The organism is Slackia heliotrinireducens DSM 20476 (assembly GCF_000023885.1).
Lineage (GTDB): Bacteria > Actinomycetota > Coriobacteriia > Coriobacteriales > Eggerthellaceae > Slackia > Slackia heliotrinireducens.
In genome coordinates this window covers 994,912-1,016,049 of the sequence record NC_013165.1, presented here as the reverse complement: position 1 = coordinate 1,016,049, position 21,138 = coordinate 994,912, and the positions used below count along the sequence as shown (strand labels likewise).

20 protein-coding genes and 4 tRNA genes are annotated in these 21,138 nt (G+C 58.0%); 5 read left to right on the top strand and 19 right to left on the bottom strand.

Annotated features, from left to right (window positions below; translation table 11 throughout):
• Nucleotides 1-33: 33 nt before the first annotated feature.
• Nucleotides 34-1,641 carry a CTP synthase gene (locus SHEL_RS04285; protein WP_012798026.1) on the bottom strand — a complete coding sequence of 536 codons (1,608 nt, stop codon included), beginning with the start codon at nucleotides 1,639-1,641 and terminating at the stop codon, nucleotides 34-36.
• Between the two features lie 19 nt (nucleotides 1,642-1,660).
• Entirely contained in the window at nucleotides 1,661-2,521 is an 861-nt protein-coding gene (locus SHEL_RS04280) for an NAD(+)/NADH kinase (protein ID WP_012798025.1), read from the bottom strand.
• A gap of 78 nt (nucleotides 2,522-2,599) precedes the next feature.
• Here SHEL_RS04280 and murJ point away from each other — a divergent pair, with 78 nt between their 5' ends.
• A complete protein-coding gene (gene murJ, locus SHEL_RS04275) occupies nucleotides 2,600-4,348 on the top strand; it encodes a murein biosynthesis integral membrane protein MurJ (protein ID WP_126513749.1) in 1,749 nt (582 codons plus the stop codon).
• Nucleotides 4,349-4,410: 62 nt separating this feature from the next.
• On the opposite strand, the gene map is transcribed toward murJ, so the two are convergent.
• From map to SHEL_RS04220, 11 genes are all read right to left on the bottom strand, one after another.
• Nucleotides 4,411-5,190: a type I methionyl aminopeptidase gene (gene map, locus SHEL_RS04270; protein ID WP_012798023.1), complete on the bottom strand. Its 780-nt coding sequence runs from the start codon at nucleotides 5,188-5,190 to the stop codon at nucleotides 4,411-4,413.
• Nucleotides 5,191-5,292: 102 nt separating this feature from the next.
• Nucleotides 5,293-6,003 (bottom strand): 50S ribosomal protein L1, encoded by a 711-nt coding sequence (rplA, locus tag SHEL_RS04265; protein WP_012798022.1) that lies wholly within the window; start codon nucleotides 6,001-6,003, stop codon nucleotides 5,293-5,295.
• Nucleotides 6,004-6,066: 63 nt separating this feature from the next.
• Nucleotides 6,067-6,555: a 50S ribosomal protein L11 gene (rplK, locus tag SHEL_RS04260; protein WP_012798021.1), complete on the bottom strand. Its 489-nt coding sequence runs from the start codon at nucleotides 6,553-6,555 to the stop codon at nucleotides 6,067-6,069.
• 92 nt (nucleotides 6,556-6,647) lie between these two features.
• Nucleotides 6,648-7,184: a transcription termination/antitermination protein NusG gene (gene nusG, locus SHEL_RS04255; protein WP_012798020.1), complete on the bottom strand. Its 537-nt coding sequence runs from the start codon at nucleotides 7,182-7,184 to the stop codon at nucleotides 6,648-6,650.
• A gap of 3 nt (nucleotides 7,185-7,187) precedes the next feature.
• On the bottom strand, nucleotides 7,188-7,568 hold the full coding sequence (secE, locus tag SHEL_RS04250; RefSeq protein ID WP_012798019.1) for a preprotein translocase subunit SecE: 381 nt from the start codon (nucleotides 7,566-7,568) through the stop codon (nucleotides 7,188-7,190).
• Between the two features lie 100 nt (nucleotides 7,569-7,668).
• Nucleotides 7,669-7,744 (bottom strand) — tRNA-Trp (locus SHEL_RS04245).
• Between the two features lie 12 nt (nucleotides 7,745-7,756).
• Nucleotides 7,757-7,906, bottom strand: coding sequence for a 50S ribosomal protein L33 (rpmG, locus tag SHEL_RS04240; protein ID WP_012798018.1), 150 nt, complete (start codon nucleotides 7,904-7,906; stop codon nucleotides 7,757-7,759).
• A gap of 117 nt (nucleotides 7,907-8,023) precedes the next feature.
• A complete protein-coding gene (gene tuf, locus SHEL_RS04235; RefSeq protein WP_012798017.1) occupies nucleotides 8,024-9,226 on the bottom strand; it encodes an elongation factor Tu in 1,203 nt (400 codons plus the stop codon).
• A gap of 86 nt (nucleotides 9,227-9,312) precedes the next feature.
• Nucleotides 9,313-9,389, bottom strand: a tRNA-Met gene (locus tag SHEL_RS04230).
• A gap of 50 nt (nucleotides 9,390-9,439) precedes the next feature.
• Nucleotides 9,440-9,515: transfer RNA gene (locus SHEL_RS04225), tRNA-Thr, on the bottom strand.
• 5 nt (nucleotides 9,516-9,520) lie between these two features.
• Nucleotides 9,521-9,604, bottom strand: a tRNA-Tyr gene (locus SHEL_RS04220).
• 428 nt (nucleotides 9,605-10,032) lie between these two features.
• Between SHEL_RS04220 and SHEL_RS04215 the strand changes: the two genes are divergently transcribed.
• Nucleotides 10,033-11,310 (top strand): aspartate aminotransferase type Ic, encoded by a 1,278-nt coding sequence (locus SHEL_RS04215; protein ID WP_012798016.1) that lies wholly within the window; start codon nucleotides 10,033-10,035, stop codon nucleotides 11,308-11,310.
• An 88-nt stretch (nucleotides 11,311-11,398) separates the two neighbouring features.
• Here SHEL_RS04215 and SHEL_RS04210 read toward each other — a convergent pair whose 3' ends face one another.
• The 6 genes from SHEL_RS04210 to SHEL_RS14240 all read right to left on the bottom strand — a co-directional run bounded on the left by SHEL_RS04210 (nucleotide 11,399) and on the right by SHEL_RS14240 (nucleotide 16,118).
• Nucleotides 11,399-12,643 (bottom strand): BspA family leucine-rich repeat surface protein, encoded by a 1,245-nt coding sequence (locus tag SHEL_RS04210; protein WP_012798015.1) that lies wholly within the window; start codon nucleotides 12,641-12,643, stop codon nucleotides 11,399-11,401.
• A gap of 302 nt (nucleotides 12,644-12,945) precedes the next feature.
• On the bottom strand, nucleotides 12,946-13,143 hold the full coding sequence (locus tag SHEL_RS04205; RefSeq protein ID WP_012798014.1) for a hypothetical protein: 198 nt from the start codon (nucleotides 13,141-13,143) through the stop codon (nucleotides 12,946-12,948).
• A gap of 126 nt (nucleotides 13,144-13,269) precedes the next feature.
• Nucleotides 13,270-14,046, bottom strand: coding sequence for an ankyrin repeat domain-containing protein (locus SHEL_RS04200; RefSeq protein WP_012798013.1), 777 nt, complete (start codon nucleotides 14,044-14,046; stop codon nucleotides 13,270-13,272).
• 66 nt (nucleotides 14,047-14,112) lie between these two features.
• Nucleotides 14,113-14,538, bottom strand: coding sequence for an ankyrin repeat domain-containing protein (locus SHEL_RS04195; protein ID WP_012798012.1), 426 nt, complete (start codon nucleotides 14,536-14,538; stop codon nucleotides 14,113-14,115).
• 22 nt (nucleotides 14,539-14,560) lie between these two features.
• Nucleotides 14,561-15,349, bottom strand: coding sequence for a DUF6273 domain-containing protein (locus tag SHEL_RS04190; RefSeq protein WP_012798011.1), 789 nt, complete (start codon nucleotides 15,347-15,349; stop codon nucleotides 14,561-14,563).
• A 22-nt stretch (nucleotides 15,350-15,371) separates the two neighbouring features.
• Nucleotides 15,372-16,118, bottom strand: coding sequence for an ankyrin repeat domain-containing protein (locus SHEL_RS14240; RefSeq protein WP_012798010.1), 747 nt, complete (start codon nucleotides 16,116-16,118; stop codon nucleotides 15,372-15,374).
• Between the two features lie 302 nt (nucleotides 16,119-16,420).
• Here SHEL_RS14240 and SHEL_RS04180 point away from each other — a divergent pair, with 302 nt between their 5' ends.
• From SHEL_RS04180 to SHEL_RS14235, 3 genes are all read left to right on the top strand, one after another.
• Entirely contained in the window at nucleotides 16,421-16,651 is a 231-nt protein-coding gene (locus SHEL_RS04180) for a helix-turn-helix transcriptional regulator (protein ID WP_012798009.1), read from the top strand.
• 154 nt (nucleotides 16,652-16,805) lie between these two features.
• Nucleotides 16,806-19,433 carry a TIR domain-containing protein gene (locus SHEL_RS04175; protein WP_012798008.1) on the top strand — a complete coding sequence of 876 codons (2,628 nt, stop codon included), beginning with the start codon at nucleotides 16,806-16,808 and terminating at the stop codon, nucleotides 19,431-19,433.
• 94 nt (nucleotides 19,434-19,527) lie between these two features.
• Nucleotides 19,528-21,057, top strand: coding sequence for a RyR domain-containing protein (locus tag SHEL_RS14235; protein WP_012798007.1), 1,530 nt, complete (start codon nucleotides 19,528-19,530; stop codon nucleotides 21,055-21,057).
• The last annotated feature ends 81 nt before the right edge of the window (nucleotides 21,058-21,138 follow it).

Genomic DNA, 21,138 nt, shown 5'->3' with positions numbered 1-21,138 from the left:
TTTTAGATGCCCGAGCCATATAGGTCTTAGGCCTTAATCTTCGGCCTGCCGGTCGAGGGACGCCTTGACAAACGCCATGAACAGCGGATGCGGACGGGTCGGGCGGCTTTTGAACTCGGGGTGGCCCTGGCTGGCCACGAACCACGGATGGCCAGGAAGCTCGATCATCTCGACCAGACGGTTGTCGGGGGACACGCCCGAAATGACCAGACCGGCCTCGGTCAACACATCGCGGTACACGTTCGACACTTCGTAGCGATGGCGATGGCGCTCGTAGACGACCTCTTCGCCGTAGGCTTCGTAGGCCTTGGTCCCCTTGATGAGCTTGCAGGGGTACGCGCCCAGTCGCATGGTGCCGCCCTTGTCGTCAACATCGACTTGATCAGGCATCATGGCAACCACCTGGTGCTCGGCGTTCTCGTCGAACTCCGCGGACGTCGCCCCGGCGAGCCCCGCCACGTTGCGGGCGTATTCGCAGATGGCGGCCTGCAGGCCCAGACAGATGCCCAGGAAGGGCACGTTGTTGGTGCGGGCGTAGTTGATCGCTGCAATCTTTCCTTCGAAGGCGCGCTGCCCGAAGCCGCCCGGAACCAGGATGCCGCTCATGCCGCCCAGCAGCTCGGGGGCGGTCTGTTCAGTCACCTTCTCGGCGTCGACAAGATGCAGATGAACCAGCGCCGAATTGGCGACGCCGGCGTGGCGCAGGGCTTCCATGATGGACAGGTACGCATCGGGCAGGCTGACGTACTTGCCGACGATGGCGATGTCCACATCCTTCTCGCAGTTGTCCTGAGCGCTTAGGAATGCCCTCAGCGGTTCCAGGTTGATTTCGTAATGAGGCAGGCCCAAAGCGTCCAGCACCTTGGTATCGAATTCTTGGTCGTACAGGGACAAAGGCACCGAGTAGATGCTCGGCGCATCGATGCAGGACAGGACGTTTTCGGTAGGCACGTCGCAGAACAGCGCTATCTTCTCGCGGACGCCCGTGGTAATGGCGTGGTCGGAGCGGCACACGATGAAGTCGGGCTGGACGCCCATGGAGCGGAGCTCCTTCACGCTATGCTGCGTAGGCTTTGTCTTCACCTCGTGGGCGGCGGCAATGTAAGGCACCAAGGTGCAATGCACGAAGATGACGTCGCCGTCGGGCATGTCCTTCTTGAACTGGCGGGCAGCCTCGATGAAGGGCTGGCCTTCGATGTCGCCGATGGTGCCGCCAATCTCGGAGATGACGATGTCGGCGCGGGTCTGGTCGGCGATGCGGCGCATGCGCTCCTTGATGGCGTTGGTCACATGGGGAATGACCTGCACGGTACCGCCCAAAAAGTCGCCACGGCGTTCTTTCGAGATGAGGCCCTGATAGATGGAGCCCTGGGTGAAGTTGGAGTCACGGGTCAGGCTCTCATCGATGAAGCGCTCGTAATGGCCCAGGTCGAGGTCGGTTTCCTGACCGTCGTCGGTGACGAACACCTCGCCGTGCTGAAACGGGCTCATGGTGCCGGGATCGACGTTGAGGTACGGGTCCATCTTCTGCATGGTGACCTTGAAGCCACGAGCTTTCAGAAGGTGTCCCAGCGATGCTGCGGTTATCCCCTTGCCAAGCGAAGAGACCACGCCGCCCGTTACAAAGATGTGCTTGGCCATTGCGAATCCTTCCTACGTGTTAATACCCAACCTTGAAGAACGTATTGGAGATGGCGCTGTAGAAGCCCTTGCTCTTGTAGCGAAGGACGACGGTGGGATTGTTCGATTTGCGCACCAGGACGCGCTTGATGCGCTCGTCGGGAACGATGAGCTCGCCGTCCACGAAGAGGCTTGCCTCGCGGGTTTCGGAATTGCGCTCCAGATCGATTTCGACGATGTCGCTGGAATCCGTCAGGATGGTGCGGGACAGAAGCGTATGCGGTGCCAGCGGAACCACGATCAGCCCCTTGAAGAGAGGCGACACCAAAGGCCCGCCGGCGGAAAGGGCATAGCCGGTGGAACCCGTGGCGGTAGACACCACCAGGCCGTCACCGCGCATGGCCATGACGTAATCGCCGGAGATGCGGATGTCGAAATCGATAACCCGGCCCAGCTCCCCGCGGGTGACGGCCAGCTCGTTGAGGGCGAACCGGCTTGCGATGACCTCGTCGTCGTAGTTAATCAGGTCGATATGCAGGTTGGCGCGCTCTTCACGAACGACGTCCCCCGCCAGAGCCGCCGCCACGATAGGAACGACGCCGTCCTCGGAAGAGTTGACCAAGAATCCCAGATGGCCGAAGTTGATGCCCAGGATGGGCACGCGATGCTTGCCCACCAGGCGAGCCGAATGCAGCATGGTGCCATCGCCGCCCAAGGACACGACCATGTCGAAAGACGGGATGTCCAATTCGGTGGTGACGTCCTGCACCGACTCCATAGAAAGCGGCATGGTTTCCGTTTCCCGGTGTGAAATGCCCTGAGAGTCGAGATAGGCGCACAGCAGCATCGATGCGTCGAATGCCGCCGGATTTGCGCTGTTGCGGATAATCAGGATGTTCATAGAGCCTCGTTTCATTCCACTCATGCACGCGCTATCATGCACATAATTAATGCATTATACCCAAACCGAAAGATGATGATGAACCCACGGGAGAAATCCTTACAGGATAGAAACGCAGACGATGCCGATGCACCTTTGTCCGCCGAGCCCGAGCAGGAAACGGGCGTCGGCGAGCAGGTAGGAAAATCCGCGGCGATGATGAGCTTCTTCATCATCGTGTCGCGCATCACTGGATTCGTCCGCACCTGGGCCATGGCGTATGCCTTGGGCGCAACCGTCCTGGCCAGCTCTTACCAGGTGGCCAACAACCTGCCGGAGATGCTGTACGAGATGGTTTTGGCCGGCATCTTGACCACGGCGTTCCTGCCGGTCTACATGTCCGTCAAGCAGAAGCTCGGAGCCGAACGAGGTAACGAGTACGCCAGCAACATCCTAAGCCTGACCTGCATATTCTTAGGAATCATCGCGCTTCTGTGCGTGCTTTTCGCTCCGCAGCTCATTTTCACGCAGAGCTTCTTGAGCGACCAGAAGAACATGCACGACGCAGTATTCTTCTTCAGGTTCTTCTCCATACAAATCCTGTTCTACGGCGTATCGGCCATCGTCAGCGGCCTGCTCAACGCATCCCGCGACTATATCTGGTACAGCGCCGCTCCCATCCTGAACAACGTGGTGGTCACCGCTACGTTCGTGTTGTATGCCATGGTGGCGCCCCATGACCCCCATCTGGCGAACGTCATCCTGGGCATCGGCAACCCCCTTGGCATCTTCGTGCAGATGGCCATTCAGATCCCGGCCCTGAAAAAGAACGGCATCAAGCTCAGGTTCCGCATCGACTTGAAAGACCCGGCCCTTATGGAGACGCTGTCCATCGGCGTGCCCACCATCATCGCCACGGCCATCGGCTTCCTCATCGTGTCCATCAAGAACGCGGCCGCCTACGACGTGGTCGGAAACGGTCCGTCCATCATCACGTACGCGCGCCTGTGGTACAACCTGCCCTACGCCTTTTTGACCGTCCCCATCACCACGGCGCTGTTCACGGAGATCTCCGAGATGTTCGCGAAGGACAACATGGAGGGCTTCAAACGTAGCATTGTTTCAGGCACGTCGCAAATCCTGTTCTTCATGGTTCCCTTCGCGCTGTACCTGATCGTCTTCTCCATCCCGCTGGTGACGCTTTACCACATCGGCGCCTTCACCACCGACAACATCCTGTCCATCGCGCTGTACTTGGCGGTGTTCTCTATATCGCTTCCACTTTACGGCGTGCAGTCCTACATGCAGCGCGTATTTTCGGCGCTGCGTCGCATGAGGGAATACGTTGCCGTCATCGTCATTGCGGCCGTAGCTCAAATCGCCTTCACGCTCGTTTTCGGCACGCACCTCGTATTCAAGGGCGGCGCTATGGGCATGGCGGGCATAGCGTTGAGTGAGACCGTGTATTTCGCCATCGTCGACGTGCTGTGCTTCGTGCAGCTGCGCAGGCATTTCGGCGCCATCGGCTACCGCAACGTCATCAGCACAGGCGTCAAATCGCTGGCCATCGGTCTTGCCGGCGCAGCGGCAGGCGCCGTCGTTCTGGTGGCGCTGCATTACCTGTTCGGTGGCGGTGCGCCTGCGCCTGCGGACATCGGAGGATCCGGTGCTCCGAATGCGGAAATCATGCTGGACGGCTCGATTGCGCACGCGTTCATCATGATCGTCGTCGGCGGACTGGTAGCGCTGTTTACAACCTACGGCCTGGCCATCAAGTTGAAGATGCCCGAATCCGCCATGATAAGCCGGCTTACCGGAAGAATCACCGGAAGGCTTTTCCGCCGCTAGATTCAGGGCGAATAGAATCAAAAAGAAAACGGCCGCTCGCAGCGGCCGTTTTTCATAGGCGTCTAGTCGTCTACAGGGCGGCGGTGGTCCTCCTCCACCGTTATCAAGATGGGACCGTCCTGCGTTACGGCAATGGTCTTCTCGAAATGGGCGCTGGGCTTTCCGTCGCGGGTCTTCACCGTCCACCCGTCGTTCATGGGTTTCGTTTTGCGGGTGCCCATGTTGATCATGGGCTCGATGGCGATGACCAGACCAGGCTCCAACGTGATTCCCCAATGGCGGCGACCATAGTTGGGAACGTTCGGGTCTTCATGCATGACGCGCCCGATGCCGTGGCCGACGTATTCGCGGACTACGCCGTACATATGCGATTCCGCAAGGGACTGGACCGCATGCCCGATGTCGCCGAGGCGGTTGCCAGGGCGTGCCGCGGCTATGCCCTCCCACATGCATTGCTCGGTCACCTGCAGCAGCTTCTTCTTCTCCTCGGAGATGCGGCCCACGGGATAGGTCCAGGCGTTGTCCCCCACCCAACCGTCTACGGTTGCTCCTGTATCGATTGAGATGATGTCGCCGTCGCGAAGGATGGTCTTCGCACTGGGGATGCCATGGACGATGGTATCGTTGACAGAGGCGCAGATGCTTCCGGGGAAACCTCCGTACCCCTTGAAGGCGGGAATGCCGCCTTCCGCCCTGATGACTTCTTCGGCGAGCCGGTCAAGCTCCAAAGTGGATACGCCGGGCTTTGCGGCCGCGCCTACTATGCGCAGCACCTTTGCGGACAGCCTGCCTGCTTCTTTCATGGCCTCGATCTCAGCAAGGCTTTTCAATATAACAGCCATAGATTCACTTCCTTAGGTACGAACGCGGCCATTCTAGCACAGCCCGGGTAAAACAAAAGAGACCCGCCGAGGCGGGTCTCCGTTATGCTAAGAGGTAAGGTGTTATTCAGCAGCCTTGTCGAACATGCGGTTGACAGCAGGATCAACGGGGATGCCAGGGCCCATCGTGGAGCTGAGCGTGATGGACTTCATGTAGCGGCCCTTAGCAGAGGCCGGCTTCATGCGAGCGATCTCATCATACACAGCGCCGTAGTTCTGAGCGATCATCTCAGGGGTGAAGCTCACCTTGCCGAGGATGACATGGGCGATGCCGTAACGGTCGGCACGGTACTCGACTTTGCCGCCCTTGAGGTCGGCGATCGCCTTGGCGACGTCCGGGGTCACGGTGCCGAGCTTGGGGTTCGGCATCAGGCCGCGGGGGCCGAGGATCTTACCGAGACGGCCAACCTTGGACATCATGTTCGGCGTTGCTACAGCAGCGTCGAAGTCGATCTTGCCGGCCTGGATGTCGGCAACGAGATCGTCAGAACCGACGATGTCTGCACCGGCAGCCTCTGCGGCTTCAGCAGCGGCGCCTTCGGCGAAGACGGCGACGCGGACCTGCTTGCCAGAGCCGTTGGGCAGGGCAACCATGCCACGGAGCTGCTGGTCGGCTTTACGAGTGTCGATACCGAGGCGGAAGTGGACTTCAACCGTCTCATCGAACTTCGCGGAGGAAACTTCCTTCAGGAGGGTTGCAGCCTCGATGGGTGCATACAGCTTGCCGGCTTCGATCTTCTCGGCAGCTGCCTTCTGATTCTTGGTCTTCTTCATGAATGAATTCCTTTCGTGGTGTTGGCGGGCGCTTCTCGCCCTTCCACTACGTTAAAGCGACTCTTACGAGTTCTTCAGCATTTCGGCGACCTTACGAGACGGGACGTAGGTCTTCTTCATCTCGCGGCCTTCAACACGGACGCCCATGGAACGAGCGGTGCCAGCGATGATGTTCATGGCGGCATCGATGTCGTTCGCGTTCAGGTCGGGCATCTTGGTCTCGGCGATCTGACGCAGCTGATCCTCGGACAGGGTGCCGACGAACTTGAGCTGCGGGATGCCGCTGGCATGCTCGATACCCAGAGCCTGCTTGATCAGCACAGCTGCAGGAGGGGTCTTGCAAATGAAGGTGAAGGACTTGTCCTCGTAGACGGTAATCTCGACGGGGATGATGGTGCCCTTCTTGTCTGCAGTCTCGGCATTGAAAGCCTGAACGAACTGCATGATGTTGACGCCCTGAGCGCCCAACGCGGGACCAACCGGAGGAGCCGGGGTTGCGTTGCCGCCAGGAATCTGCAACTTAATGAAGCCAGTTACTTTCTTCTCAGCCATTGTTACGTGTTCCTTACCTTGTAGGTTCCAGTTATGATCAGTTACCTATGCGAGAAGCCCTGTCCACTGAGGCACATAGGACTGATTACCAGTTAAATGCGAGCTACCTGGTCGAACGAAAGCTCGACGGGGGTCTCGCGGCCGAAGATCGAAACCAGGACCTTCACCTTGCCGGCTTCGGGCGACACTTCGGAAACGGTGCCGTCGAAATCGGCCAAGGGGCCGCTGGTGACCTTCACGGACTGCCCCACTTCAAGCGAAGTGGAGGTCTTCTTCGGAGCGCCCGCCTTAACGGAGGTGCGCTTCATGATCTTGTTGTATTCCTCGCGGGTCAGCGGTTCAGGTTCGCCTTGTCCGCCAACGAAACCGGTGACGCCGGGAGTGTTGCGAACGACCGACCAGTTCTGGTTGTTCATCTCCATGCGGACCAGCACGTAGCCCGGGAATACCTTCTTTTCGCTCTCGACGCGACGGCCGCCTTCTTTGATTTCGGTAACCATCTCGGTCGGGATCTGTATATCGACGATGCTATCCTCGAGGCCCATCATCTCGACACGGCTTTCGAGGGTCTGCTTCACCTTGTTTTCGTACCCGGAATAGGTATGCAGGACGTACCACTTCTTAGCCATAATTTACGCCCCCAGATTCGAAAGAGCGACGATCAAGGGCGTGACGATCAGGTTGTCGAGAACGGCAACAAAGACGCCGAAGAACAGCAAAGCACCGACCACGACGCCACTCCAACGAATGACCTCGGGACGGCTCGGCCACGTGACGCGCTTCATTTCAGCACTCACGTCCTTGAGGAACTTGAAGCGTTCCTTCTTCGGCTTCTTGGTTTCTGCCTTCTTGGCTTCGGCCTTCTTATCCGACTTCTTTTCGATCGCAGCCTTGGCCTTCGCAGAATCCTCGGAAGCAGCGCCCTCGTCAGTTACCTGCAAGGCGGCTTCTGCCTTGCGAGCCTGACGTGCAGCGGAATGCTTGGCCCTCTGTGTTTTAGACTTCTTCGCCATACCCTATCCTTAAGCGTTGGAAAAGCGCCGAAGCGCCTCCAAAAAGCGTATATCCTTAAACCCAAAACAAGCAGCTTACACGCAAGCTGCTTGAACAAGCTGGCACGCCAGGTAGGACTCGAACCCACAACATGCGGTTTTGGAGACCGCCGCTCTACCATTGGAGCTACTGGCGTGTTTTCCTTAGTCTATCGAGTTTCCTTGTGCAACGTGTGCGTCTTGCACCATTTGCAGTATTTCTTCATCTCGATGCGCTCGGGATTGTTCTGCTTGTTCTTTTTGGTCGTGTAATTGCGGCGCTTGCACTCAGTGCATGCCAGGGTGACCAACGTGCGCATGAAATCTCCTTTAGTTAATAGCGTATAGCCTCATGACAGCACACACATTTCTAAGCACTTCATAAGCTGGGCCCGACGAATCGGGCCCAGCTTCAAATCGAAGTCAGATCAGCAAAGTTACTTGATGATCTTGGTGACGCGGCCGGAACCGACCGTGCGGCCACCCTCGCGGATAGCGAACTTCAGGCCCTCTTCCATAGCGATGGGGTGAATCAGCTCGCCAACGATGGTGACATTGTCGCCAGGCATAACCATCTCGACGCCATCGGGCAGCTTGACGGAGCCGGTGATGTCCGTGGTGCGGAAGTAGAACTGCGGACGATAGTTGTTGAAGAACGGGGTGTGACGGCCGCCTTCTTCCTTGGTCAGGATGTAGACCTGGCCTTCGAACTCGGTGTGCGGGGTCACGGTACCGGGCTTGCACAGAACCTGGCCGCGCTCGATGTTCTCGCGCTTGATGCCACGGAGCAGGCAGCCGATGTTGTCGCCAGCCTGAGCTTCGTCAAGCAGCTTGCGGAACATCTCGATGCCGGTGCAGACGGTGGTCTGAGTTTCCTTGATGCCGACGATCTCCAGCGGGTCGTTGAGGTGCAGAACACCACGCTCGACACGGCCGGTTGCAACGGTACCACGGCCGGTGATGGTCATGGTGTCCTCGACAGCCATCAGGAACGGCTTGTCGACGTCGCGCTCGGGAGTGGGGATGTACTCGTCAACGGCGTCCATGAGCTCCCAGATGGGGGCAACCCACTCGGGATCCTCTTCGAGAGCCTTCAGAGCGGAGCCCTTGATGATGGGCAGGTCGTCTCCGGGGAACTCGTACTCGGTGAGGAGCTCACGAGTTTCCATCTCGACGAGCTCGATGAGCTCGTCGTCGTCAACCATGTCGCACTTGTTCAGGAAGACGATGATGTAGGGAACGCCGACCTGACGGGCGAGCAGGATGTGCTCGCGGGTCTGGGCCATGGGGCCGTCGGTTGCGGCGATAACCAGGATAGCGCCGTCCATCTGAGCAGCACCGGTGATCATGTTCTTGACGTAGTCAGCATGGCCGGGGCAGTCAACGTGAGCGTAGTGACGCTTGTCGGTTTCGTACTCGATGTGAGCAATGGAGATGGTGATGCCGCGCTCGCGCTCTTCAGGAGCCTTGTCGATGTCTTCGAAGGCAGTGAAGTCTGCATGAGCAGTACCATGAGATCCGTCGTTCATGGACAGGGTCTTGGAAATGGCGGCAGTCAGCGTCGTTTTGCCATGGTCAACGTGACCGATGGTGCCGATGTTAACATGCGGCTTAGAACGCTCAAACTTCTCTTTTGCCATTGTTCCTCCTCTAAAAGGTTGGGTCGGAAGACCAAAGGTCTTGATATCGCACATGCGCCTCTTTCGAGGCGCATGTTCTATCTAAATGGTAGCGGTGACTGGACTCGAACCAGTGGCAACACGGGTATGAACCGTGCGCTCTAACCAACTGAGCTACACCGCCATATGTATCGCAAGCACCCCCCGATTGGAGGCTGCCAGCAAAAAAACAACTGGAGCCCGCGACCGGACTTGAACCGGTGACCTCATCGTTACCAACGATGTGCTCTACCGACTGAGCTACACGGGCAAAACTGGTGGGCGCGCTAGGATTCGAACCTAGGTAGCCGAAGCAACGGGTTTACAGCCCGTCCCCTTTAACCACTCGGGCACACGCCCAGTTTTGAAAAGTGCTCGATACTATGTGTACTTGTCAAGCTGCCTGCTCGCATTTCGACGACTCGAACAGCGAGCGAATGAATAATACGCTAGCCACCCCACCCTGTCAACAGCCGACACGCCCTCGGGCGTATCCATCTTCACATCTCCACATTTCTGCGGTTGAGCTGGCCTTATCGCTTTCTCCAATGCTACTTTCGGGCATTATGCCACAATTTCGTCGATAAATTCCCCACATCCTATTTTTCGTTTTTCACAACCGTTTACTGCTGAATCGGGACAGATGGTCCGTGCTGCGCTTCCGCTTGCATGGATGAGAATTGCATCCACCTGGCGAACGCCGCGCACAAGCTCGCTGCATTGCGGTAAAGTTATCTGGTTGATAGAAGGCTTCGATTTGCCTTGCTTAACTATATAAAGGAGAGAAGATGGCATACGCAGACTTGGCACACGAAGAGCTCTTGGCGCTTAAGGCGGAGCTGGAAGAGGCGTACGGCGAGCTGAAGGCCCGCAATCTGAAGTTGAACATGGCCCGCGGCAAGCCTGGCGGCGAGCAGCTGAAGCTGAGCCTGCCCATGCTGGACTGCGTTACATCCGACGGGGACCTGATCGCCTCCGACGGCACCGACTGCTGCAACTACGGCGTCTTGGACGGCATTCCAGAAGCAAAAACCTTTATGGCCGAGATGATGGACCACGACCCCGCCAACGTCTGCGTCTTCGGAAACTCCAGCCTGAACATCATGTACGACTTGGTTGCAGGCGGAGTCCTGTACGGTTATTCCGGCGAGCCCGCCTGGAAGGACCAGGGCACCATCAAATGGCTGTGCCCCTCCCCTGGCTACGACCGCCACTTCCGCATTTGCGAAACGCTTGGCATGGAGCTAATTCCCATCGAGCTGAGAGCCGACGGCCCCGACATGGACAAGGTCGAAGAGCTGGTGGCCGACCCGGCAGTCAAGGGCATCTGGTGCGTCCCCCAGTACTCCAACCCCACGGGCACGACGTATTCCGATGAGGTCGTGAAGCGCCTGGCGAGCATGCCCGTTGCCGCCAAGGATTTCCGCATCTTCTGGGACAACGCCTACTGCGTGCATGACCTGTACGACGAGACCGAACGCCGCGAACGCGTGCTGGACATCGCCCGCACCTGCGTCGCCGCCGGCAATCCGGACCGCTACTTCAAGTTCGCCAGCACGTCGAAGGTGACTTTGCCCGGAGCCGGCATCGCAGCCGTCGCCGCCAGCGCAGACAACATCGCCGTGATCCGCAAGCGCATCGGCACCGAAACCGTGGGCTACGACAAGCTGAACCAGCTTCGCCATGTGAAGTTCTTGAAAGACCGCGCAGGGCTGGACGAGCACATGAAGAAGCATGCCGCAATCATCCGCCCGAAGTTCGAGCTGGTCGTGAACACGCTGGCAGCGGAGCTCGGCGAAACCGGCGCCACCTGGAGCACGCCCAACGGCGGGTACTTCATCAGCTTCGACGGCGCGCCCAACACTGCCCAGCGCACGGTGCAGCTGGCCAAGGAGGCCGGCGTCGTGATGACCGGCGCAGGCGCAACCTGGCCTTACGGCAAGGATCCGCTGGACCGCAACATCCGCATCGCCCCCACCCTGCCTCCGCTGGAGGAGCTGGAACAGGCCCTCGAGGTCTTCTGCTGCAGCGCGAAGCTTGCAACCGTGGAGTCGCTGCTGGCATAGGCACCGCCGCACCACACGAATGAGAAGCGCCATCGGATCCGCCGGTGGCGCTTTCTTTCTGCACGCAAAACGTCTACCGTCCCGAGGCCTACGGGCGCGCCCATTGCGGCAGCTGCTCGAAATCGAGAGAGTCGCAATGGGAGAACATGTAGGACATATCGGCAACGTTGGAAACGTCGAAGGACGACACATCCAAAGACGCAAGCGACCTGCACACCATAAACATGCCGACCATCCTGGTGACCTGGGTTGTGTCGAACGACGAGAGGTCCAAAGACTCAAGCTCCAGGCAGTTTTGGAACATCATCGCCATGTCGCTCACACAAGCCGTGTCGAACGACGACACGTCCACGGACCGGAGGGACAAGCAGCCAAGGAACATGCACCACATGGATGTGACTCGAGACGTGTCGAAAGAGGACAGGTCGAGGGATGTAAGGGAATAGCAGCCGAGGAACATTCCCAGCATGCTTTCGGCCGCCGATGTGACAAAGGCGCGCAGGTCGACGGATTCGAGCGACGTACACAGGCCGAACATGTAAGACAGATCCTTCACCCGGGAGACGTCGAAAGACGAGAGGTCGAGGGATGTAAGCGACGAGCACTCCTCGAACATGCCTTGCATATCCGTCACGACGGACGTGTCGAATGACGCCAGATCGACGGAAGCCAACCGCGAACAACGGCTGAACATGTATTTCATAGTGGAAACGCGGGTGGTGTCGAAGGATGAAAGGTCCAATGCCCCGACTGATTCGCACCCTGCGAACATGCTTTCCATGGTTGTTACGGCAAAGGTATCGAAAGTCGAGAGGTCGACGGACCTGAGCGAGACGCAGTTTTCGAACATGGACTGCATATTCGTGACGCGGGCAGTGTTGAACGACGTCAAATCCAGTGATTCGAGGGATTCGCAACCGCTGAACATATGCATCATGTTTGTAACATTGTATGTATCGAAGCGCGTCAGATCCAAGGCGGCGAGCGATTCGCAGTCCGAGAACATGCCGGCCATATCGGTAATGCGGGACGTGTCCAGCAGCTCCAAACCATGGATGGCCCGAAGCTTGGACATGCCTGCGAAATCGAAACGCCCGACGGGAGAAATTGGCTGGACGATGCACGCCTCGACAATACGTTTGTTATAGCACCACGGCATACCGACAGGCCGCCCGCCCAGCTCTTTGGCCGTCGCAACTTGGGATCCTGCCATATCCTGCCCGCCAATATAGAGAATCCCGCCGTCTATCCTATAATGAATCTCCTCTTCGGCACCTTCTCCGTTCATATCGAATGCCCAGACCGTCGAAGATGCCTCATGCGCACGTTCCATATCCACCTCCCAAACTGCTTTCGCCGTACCGCCCCCGAAAGACGGCGCCCGATCATACCAGCCGACCGCATTGCTTTCTGCGCCACATATGACCCACCAGTAAAAACTCGGCATCTGCTCACGCGCCTGCTGTCCCACCGCCCAGCCCAGGCGCAGGCACCCGATTTGGACTGCTCGGAAACGAACGGCGGCAAAGCCCGATGCTAGCCTCCGTTTGTCCCCCTGAGCCCTGGGCCTATGCGAACTCTAGATGACGAAGCCCCGCCTGCTTGCGCAAACGGGGCCCGCGTCGTTCGAATTCGCTACTTTTTGCCTTTGCTCGGCGCCATATAGTAGTTGCCTGTCGACGAGCTTTTTGCTTTCGTGTATCCGCCGAAGCTCTGGCCGACGTGCTGGTGCGCCCGGGCCGACGACACATACGAACCCGTGCGGGAGTTCGTGAAGCCGCCTCCGCTGTAGCCGCTGCGTCCGCTTCCGCCGGAATAACCTCGCCTTGCCATCGTGTCCTCCCCTCGGTTGTGGTCTCATCTGGGACGATTAGAATATACGGCCAATGCTGCCGACCCATTGGGCAATGACCGGGGTAGCCTTTCGCCCCCTCCTAAGCCAGCAGGACAGTTTTATGCCTAATCACAACCCATTACACGACGCATGAGATCACTACCAACGCGGATGGCTCGCTCACGAGCGCTCTCTCCCATGTGGTTTTTCCAATCTAAATCTGTTCCTGCTTGCACCAGAACACCCGCCGATAAGAAATCGTCATTGTCGATTCTTGCGACTATGGGCAAATCGCCATCCGAATCAGGAATGTTGGGGTCGGCGCCATAAGCCAAAAGCAGCTTTACCATGTTGGAGTTTTCGGCAACCGCAAGAGCGGTTATTCCTCCTCGAGCTTCCAAATTGGGGTTAGCGCCATGCTCCAGAAGGTACCTCGCCATGTCGTAATGATCGAACGAAGATGCCAAGGCCACAGCGCATTCGCCGTTTAACTGTTGGATATTCACGTCGGCACCGTTCTCCACAAGAACCTTGACCGTTTCAGAATCGCCGGAAGTGGCAGCTGCTATGAGTGGATAGTAGCGCCTTCCTCCAACAAGGCACTGCACATTGGGGTCGGCCCCTAAGCTCAACGCCTTCTCAGCATGCAGGGAATCAAAGTTCAGCGCACTGAAGAGCAGGTAGTAGTTCTTGATGACCCGTCTGTCGAACTCCGTTATCGGCGCATATCGGTAAGACGGGTCTTCCGCCATAAAAGGATTCCACTCATCATAGTCGAGCTCTCCTTTCATGTATGCTGAAGCTTTCAGATCTTCGCTGGTTCTATTTATGTCATCAATAATGAATTGCCGCCGATCGAAATCGGCAAACCCAAGCCTCACAATATCGCTGTTGACAATCATCGTCCCTCCAAACGGTTGAATGCATTCGGCACCATGCTCGATTTGTCACTGCCGAATTATTAATAATCAATTCGCCATCAGGTCATCGATCCATTGGCGCATGCTGGGATTTCGTTTGAACCCCATCACCAAATGCTCTCCAACACCGTATCCATCAACATCTTTATGGCGAAGGTCGGCTCCCAACGATATAAGCAGTTCGGCCGCCTCAATATGCCCGCATTCCAAAGCCACAAACAACGGGGTCTGCCCATAGATGTTAGGCATATCCACATCCACCCCATATTTAACCAAGCGGAGAATGCCTTCACAGCTGTTAATCTCGGCCGCACATGTAATGAAGTTCAAACCATCAAGGTCGTTTTCGAATGTCTGGTCGAAATTGCAGAACACCCCTTGCTTGCAATATTGAAGACGGCTCTCAAATTCATCGTACAGACCATGCTGCAGACACATGATCGTGTCGAATTCGAATCGATGCTCGGGTCTCATCTCCACTGTCCTCCTATCTGCATCACAAACAAAAACACGGAGCAACGCCGCCATTTGACGCAGGGTCCCTCGACCGGTCGACGAATCCCATCTTGTTCACAACCCACCACAGATCGTCGTACGTCGGCAAGCAACTCCGTTCCCACCAACACCATTCTTTGCTTATCTCGCTACAGCCTCCCCCGAAGACAACATCGTAGTATTTGTATAGCTCATATTGCTTTCCTTCTGCGTTGTAGATGTCTGCAGTAAAACGGGCATGGTCAAGAAAGCTGTCCCTATCCAGCAGCCCTACAAGCTCCACAAGAGACGGAACCCAGATCTGATCATTCGTTTCCGTTACATCACTTGAACCATTCGTCTTCCCTTTGTTGTTGGTCCGTTTTTCGACAGGGATGATACTTCTTGATAAGTCGTCGGGCAGGAAACGTAGAAATTCAGAGTTGAGCCAATGCCTCAAATCAGACCCTTGCCAACCGTACCTATTGCCTCCATAACTGTTCATGGGAACAAACGTTACGCAATTAACGGTCTGGAAGGAGATGCCTGCAAGGTCGTCAGAATACGCACGTTTATCGTGCATAAGACCGATAATCACGGCATCCGTACACAGGCCGTTTTTTAACCTCAAGGTCTTTTTCTGAGCACCATTAAGCGAGCCGCTCGGTGTACACAAGTTGTACTCTTTCGCAACCTCGATTCCCCGCCACTTGCCACCAGCGGCAGACATCACCCTAGCGATTCGCGCCAGTTCATCCCATGAGTAATCATCCATCCGGCTTTTTGGATAAACACCCGTTACGCTTCCCATGAAGAACCCCTTTCCAGTAACACTACCATCGCACTCCGTAATCATTTAGAAGTTGTACAATCCAGCCATAACCGTTCTGACGAGCAAAATCCATGCATGTCTTACCCATGGCATTTCTCAGGCTGGCATCAGCGCCTTCGTCCAACAGAAGCTTCACAGCCTGAGTCTCTCCTTCATCGCATGCATTCATCAATGCAGTATTGCCCCTTGGCGTGGTCATGTTGATTCGCGCACCGTACTCCAGTAGAGACTTCATCATCTGAACGTTGCCTATCTGGGCGGCACAATACAAAGGGAATACTCCGTTTTGAGCCATAATGTCAGGGTAGGCACCATGCTTTAGCAGACATTCCGCCATCCTCCAATCATCAAGCGGCGTGCAGCTCAGCCTGACCAAAGGAGGGTTCTGGTAAGAGCCGTTCTCTCCGTCGACGCTGGCGCCGTTTCGCACGAGCAGGTCAACAATACGCGCGTTTCCTCCTCTCGCCGCCTCGCCCACCAACCCCACTTGGAAGTCCCAGCACCGAGCCCCTCGTTCTATCAAAGCGGCAGCACATTCATAATCCCCCATCAGACAAGCGATACCCAAAGGGGAGATTATCTGTTTCGAGTATGCAGGCATTTCACTTTGCGAATACATCACATGCCCATTTGGATCTGCCCCACTACGCAGAAATGCGTCTATTTGAAACCGATCACACCTCCCTGCAAACAGCCTGCTACAAAGATCGGCCGTCGCTGAATCCTTCTCTCCATAGATGAAATACATCGAACTACCTTCCCTACATTCTCCTCCGTTTGGTAGGGTTTATCCTACCATGCATGATACATCAGGCAGACCGCGAAGGAGGCGACATCCCCTTTGGCATTAAGCCAAATTGATTAAAGGTCGCTAGTTTCTGCCGAATCAAATCGATTGCTATTGGGGCAAGACAATACGATTAGATTCAGCATGGCACAGTGATTCGCATTTGCCCTTCACGGCTCCGCCTACAGAGAGGTCTTTGATATTGGTGGAAACGGTTGGTTATATCCTACCGTCAAACCAAACACGGCGCGTAGGCTTGTCATATGACCGAAAAATTTGTCGAACATATCGAATCCAAACGAAAGCTCGGAGTGCGCATAGCCAAGCTCCGTGAGGAAAAGGGCATGTCCCAACGCCGCCTGGCATTAGTGCTCGAACTCGACCGAGTCACCCTTAACCGAATCGAATCCGGCACGGCAAATCCAACCATAAGCACGCTCATGCGCATCGCTGATGGATTGGACGTCGCCTTCGAAGAGCTGTTCCACTACTAGCCTCTTATTCGGCAATCAATCCTTCTGTTTGAACTATAACTCCTGCGATTCCGTACCATTGCCCAATGCGAGGGGCGCGCGCCCTTCGCTCGCCACCACCTGTTTTGCCACCCATGGTAGTATGAGTTCGTTCGAATAGTGAAAGGAAACGGTCATGGGATGCGTCGCCTGCGGCAGCGAGATTGCGGATTACGCCGCATTCTGCCCGCACTGCGGAGCTCAGCAGCCCTTCGCACCTTCCTACGACGAGTACGAATACGTGGCGTTCATCAGCTACCGCCATGTTGATCGCGACACCGACCTGGCAAAACGCATCCAATCCGCCATCGAGGCCTATCGGTTGCCCCGCGGCGTGAACTCCCCCGCCGCCAGCCGCAAACTCGGACGCGTCTTCCGCGACCAGGACGAACTGCCCGCCTCAGGCGAGCTGCCGACGCGCATTTCCAACGCCCTGCGGCGCTCCCGGACGCTCATCGTCGTCTGTTCGCCTAAGACTCCGGAAAGCGCATGGGTGAACCGCGAGGTCGTCGAATTCGCGACCTACCACGGCCGCGAGCGCATATTCCTCGCGTTGGCAGACGGTGCCTCCAAAGAAGGAATTCCGCCGGCGCTGTCCCACATCCTGGCGAAAGACGCCGACGGGTCGTTCGGGCTTCGGGCAACAAGCCATGTGGCCGCCGACTTCCGCCCCGCAACGAACCTGCCCTTCAGGCAGGAAGCCCTCCGACTTATCGCAGGCATCGTGGGCTGCGGCTTCGACGACCTGCGCCAGCGCGAACGAGTCCGAAAGATCCGCAGAGTCGCAGGCATCGTCGCCGCCTTCGCCATAGCCGCAACGGCGACCGGATTCTACACCCACGCCAAGAACGCCCAGATCGAAGCCAGTCAGGTCGAAACCCGGCTTGAACAGTCGCGCCATGCGGCAGCAGACGCCGACGTGTTGCTCGCCTCCGGCGACCGATACGGGGCGCTCGACGCCATCCTGGCCACAGTTTCCGACGACCCGGATGCCCTCACCCCCGAAGCGCAACGCGCCTTGGAGCAGGCTGTCGGCGCCTACCCTCAATCCGACATGTGGTGGTCGCCCTGCTACACGCTCGAGCATAAACGTCCTATTGTGTCCTGGACCGTCAATCCCGAATACACCTGGTTTGCAACCATCGACGACCGGGCCGAGATCAACATCTACGATGCAGCAACCGGTGCATTGCGCGCCACCTGCGACTTACCCGGCGATACGCCCTTCGAGCAGACCCCCGAACTGCTGCGCCTTGCCGCTTGGGGCGATGTGCTCTATTGCATGGGCACCGGGCACCCCGGCGTGTTCGCCTGCTTTGACACGACATCCGGGCACCTCGTGTGGAACGTCGAGAACGTCGCAACCTTCGGCCAGACCGTCTCAGCGGACGGAAAGAGCTTGGGCTTTGTCGGGCTGGACGGCGAGGACCTGAACGTCGGCGTCGTAGACACGGCCTCTTCGCACGGCATCGGGACCAAAACCCTTCCCAATCCGGGACTTGACGACCCCTCTGCAACCATCAGCGCGAACCACGCCTCCGGAACCGAACCTGTGCTCATGGGTTTCGGCACCTTAGCCTCCGACGTTTTCGTCGCAGCCGGCGATACCGTCGCTTACATCGACATGGCGGCCGCCGACGACACCTGCATGCATGCCGCAGCCCTCGCCCATCCGAATGCGTCATCCCTTGTTGTTGCAGATGACATCTGCTTTGTGACCTCCTACGATGCAGACGCGCTTGCCAGATCGCTTGCCACGCCCTACGCGATCCAGGCCTTCGACGCCGACATGAATCTGATCTGGCAGTTCGACGGCGAATCGTCGGGGCGCACCGTCGGCACGTCGGGAGATACGGCACTCGACTACGGCATACCTCGCGTTTACGGCATCGCCAATCTAGGCGAGGGTGCCCTGATTGCAGGAGCAGGCACCTCGCTTGTCGCCATCGATCGCACCGACGGCTCCGTCCTTTACACAACCGACTTTGAAGCGCCCATAGTGCAGGTCGATTTCATCTGGAGCGACCAGGAACCGATTGTCGGAGCGTTGCTTATCACGTTGGCAGACGGAAAAACCCTCATCCGCCAGCCTCTTGCCCCCGAAGGGTTCGACTCTATCATGGACCTTGATTCAGGCCTTCGTCTGGACAGCGCGGGCAACGGCCTGAGCTATGTCGGCGGCACCCGCACGCCGTTCCTGCACATAGGCCGTTCCGCTGACAACCCGTCGCTCATCTCCGTATGGCGCACCGACTTGCAATGGAACGTGCTCGAAAGAACGCCCTGCGCAGACGACGCACAGACCGTAGCCGCCGAAGCCCTGCAGCTTACGCAAGATGCAGCTCTGGACACCATGCCCGACAGAGCTCGGATCGCCGTCGAATCCCCTGATGGCATAGGCGTATTCGCGCAGGACGAATCAGGGTGCTGCATGCTGCTCGACCCGCAAGGCAATGCCGTGGCAACCTGCGAAGAGACTTTGCCGGCCCTGCATACGGCAAGGTTCTCAAGCGATGCAACCCGCGTGTTCGCCTCCACATACAACCCCGATGCCGACGCGTCAGACGACTTCCCCACGCTCTATGTCCTCCGCATCGAAGACGGCCGGCTCACCGTCGAAAGCGAAATCTACTGCGGCATAGCGGTATCCGCCGACGAAACCGAAATATATGCCGAAGACGCCCTCGGGGTTTTCACCATGCCCTACTACAGCCGCAACCAGCTCGTGGAGTTGGCCTGCAGCATCCTGGCCCAGACGAAATGACGCGTCCGCGCCACGGCCCGCGCATTGCCCAATGGCAAGGCCTGGCACAGGCGTATCATAGGCAAGCAGACCAAGCCGACCAAAGGAGCCGACGATGACGAAACGAAAGCCTCTGCCGCCAACCGCTGCAGACGCCGCCCGCGAGGCCCTTCGCGCCGAGGAGCGCAAACGTGCATCCGCCGGCAACCCGCTTAAACCCATCGAGGTCCTGAAAACCATCATCGCCGCCTATCAGGCCTACGTCTTCGCCACCGAAGGCGCCTCCGCCGACAACGGAGCCGTCGCATCCGACGACAGGCAAGGCCTTGCAAGGGGCACCCAAAGCGCCGTGGACCGCATGCTGTTCAACGCGAATTACTGGCTGGCGGCCTATGAGGATCGCATCGTCTCGACGTTTCCCGACGCCTGCGACGCCCGTGCCTGTCTGAAGAGCATCGCCGTGTGGAACAGCCACACCCTGCGCCTGAACACCCTCGACCCCGAGGACGTCACTGCCACTTTCGGACGCTTCTGCCCACCCTTCGCGGTCAACAACCGCCGCGGCGCCGATGGGAAGAACGGCGGGAAAGGTCCCGTTCCAGAGTTTCGGACCTGCGCATTGGAGATTGCCGGATACAAGCCCGCCGAACAGGCGGCGGACATCGTGCGATTGGTTGCCGACGTGGAGGCCGAGGCCCGAATCTACCAGACCCTCGAAGGCGGAAATCCGCTGGACGCCCTTTTCGACATCCTGCCGGCGTGGTGTCTGCAGGACCGCATCCCCATGGTAGCCGGCGGCTGGTACGACAATGCCGACATCATGCTGCTCGTCGTGTCCGAGCTGGACGCCTGCTTCAAACGCGTGGGGTATGCAGAATCCGCCCGAGGCTATTTCGTAGACTCGTTCCGCGAGGCCCTGGACGGATACGAGCGGGAAATCTCGGCTGACGACATGGAATCCCGCTGGCAGGACATGCCGGTAGGCGACCTGCTCCAAATCATTCGCGCCCAACGCGCCATGAATCCCGATTATGAAGCCGACGGCTACGGAACCGTTCTGCCCCCGTGGCTGATCTACAAAGAGCAGCTCGTCTGGAACACGCTGGTCTGCGCCGTCTACGGTCCGCACGTCGCCCGCCCCCTGGCCGTCGAATCCGTGGACCTGTTAACGATGGACGGCGGAACCGTCCACGAGGACATCATCACAGACTTGGCCCGGTCCTCCTACGACGTGTATCTTTCCGGCCAGACGGAGCTGGGCGGCTCCCCCGAATTCAAAACCTACGACGACCAACCCGTCGACCTGCGCATGTCGGGCATCCAGCGTATCCAGAGCATTCCCGACATGTTGAAGATCCTGGGATACCGAATCTCTCCCATCGGCACCTGCTACCCAGACCAGCGTGTGGACAGGCTCTCCCCCAGCGAGGTGGAATGTCTGGCGGTTCTGGAGCACCGACGCTGGCTTGCAGAGCGAATTGCCGCCGGCTGGACACTGTCTCCGACAAAGGACACAGCCGCCAAGCAGTCGCCCTACCTGGTTCCCTGGGAGGCGCTGCCCGAGCGGGCCCGAGACTGCAACCGACGTCAGCTTCGCAACCTTCCCACCCTGCTCGCCTCCCGAGGCCTGTGCATCACCCGATAACCCGAAGCGATACGAATCGTGCACCCCGCCCCTGAACAGCGGGGCGAACAAGAAAGGGAGGAGCCGAAGCCCCTCCCTTTT

Excerpts from the sequence above, each read along its gene's own strand:
- map (WP_012798023.1), bottom strand. The coding sequence starts at position 5,190 with ATGGCTGTTATATTGAAAAGCCTTGCTGAGATCGAGGCCATGAAAGAA.
- rplK (WP_012798021.1), bottom strand. The coding sequence starts at position 6,555 with ATGGCTGAGAAGAAAGTAACTGGCTTCATTAAGTTGCAGATTCCTGGC.
- murJ (WP_126513749.1), top strand. The coding sequence starts at position 2,600 with ATGAACCCACGGGAGAAATCCTTACAGGATAGAAACGCAGACGATGCC.
- SHEL_RS04280 (WP_012798025.1), bottom strand. The coding sequence starts at position 2,521 with ATGAACATCCTGATTATCCGCAACAGCGCAAATCCGGCGGCATTCGAC.
- SHEL_RS14240 (WP_012798010.1), bottom strand. The coding sequence starts at position 16,118 with ATGTATTTCATCTATGGAGAGAAGGATTCAGCGACGGCCGATCTTTGT.
- rplA (WP_012798022.1), bottom strand. The coding sequence starts at position 6,003 with ATGAAGAAGACCAAGAATCAGAAGGCAGCTGCCGAGAAGATCGAAGCC.
- SHEL_RS04175 (WP_012798008.1), top strand. The coding sequence starts at position 16,806 with ATGGGATGCGTCGCCTGCGGCAGCGAGATTGCGGATTACGCCGCATTC.
- SHEL_RS04180 (WP_012798009.1), top strand. The coding sequence starts at position 16,421 with ATGACCGAAAAATTTGTCGAACATATCGAATCCAAACGAAAGCTCGGA.
- SHEL_RS04195 (WP_012798012.1), bottom strand. The coding sequence starts at position 14,538 with ATGAGACCCGAGCATCGATTCGAATTCGACACGATCATGTGTCTGCAG.
- rpmG (WP_012798018.1), bottom strand. The coding sequence starts at position 7,906 with ATGCGCACGTTGGTCACCCTGGCATGCACTGAGTGCAAGCGCCGCAAT.
- SHEL_RS04210 (WP_012798015.1), bottom strand. The coding sequence starts at position 12,643 with ATGGAACGTGCGCATGAGGCATCTTCGACGGTCTGGGCATTCGATATG.
- SHEL_RS04285 (WP_012798026.1), bottom strand. The coding sequence starts at position 1,641 with ATGGCCAAGCACATCTTTGTAACGGGCGGCGTGGTCTCTTCGCTTGGC.
- SHEL_RS04205 (WP_012798014.1), bottom strand. The coding sequence starts at position 13,143 with ATGGCAAGGCGAGGTTATTCCGGCGGAAGCGGACGCAGCGGCTACAGC.
- secE (WP_012798019.1), bottom strand. The coding sequence starts at position 7,568 with ATGGCGAAGAAGTCTAAAACACAGAGGGCCAAGCATTCCGCTGCACGT.
- SHEL_RS04200 (WP_012798013.1), bottom strand. The coding sequence starts at position 14,046 with ATGATTGTCAACAGCGATATTGTGAGGCTTGGGTTTGCCGATTTCGAT.
- SHEL_RS04215 (WP_012798016.1), top strand. The coding sequence starts at position 10,033 with ATGGCATACGCAGACTTGGCACACGAAGAGCTCTTGGCGCTTAAGGCG.
- SHEL_RS04190 (WP_012798011.1), bottom strand. The coding sequence starts at position 15,349 with ATGGGAAGCGTAACGGGTGTTTATCCAAAAAGCCGGATGGATGATTAC.
- nusG (WP_012798020.1), bottom strand. The coding sequence starts at position 7,184 with ATGGCTAAGAAGTGGTACGTCCTGCATACCTATTCCGGGTACGAAAAC.
- SHEL_RS14235 (WP_012798007.1), top strand. The coding sequence starts at position 19,528 with ATGACGAAACGAAAGCCTCTGCCGCCAACCGCTGCAGACGCCGCCCGC.
- tuf (WP_012798017.1), bottom strand. The coding sequence starts at position 9,226 with ATGGCAAAAGAGAAGTTTGAGCGTTCTAAGCCGCATGTTAACATCGGC.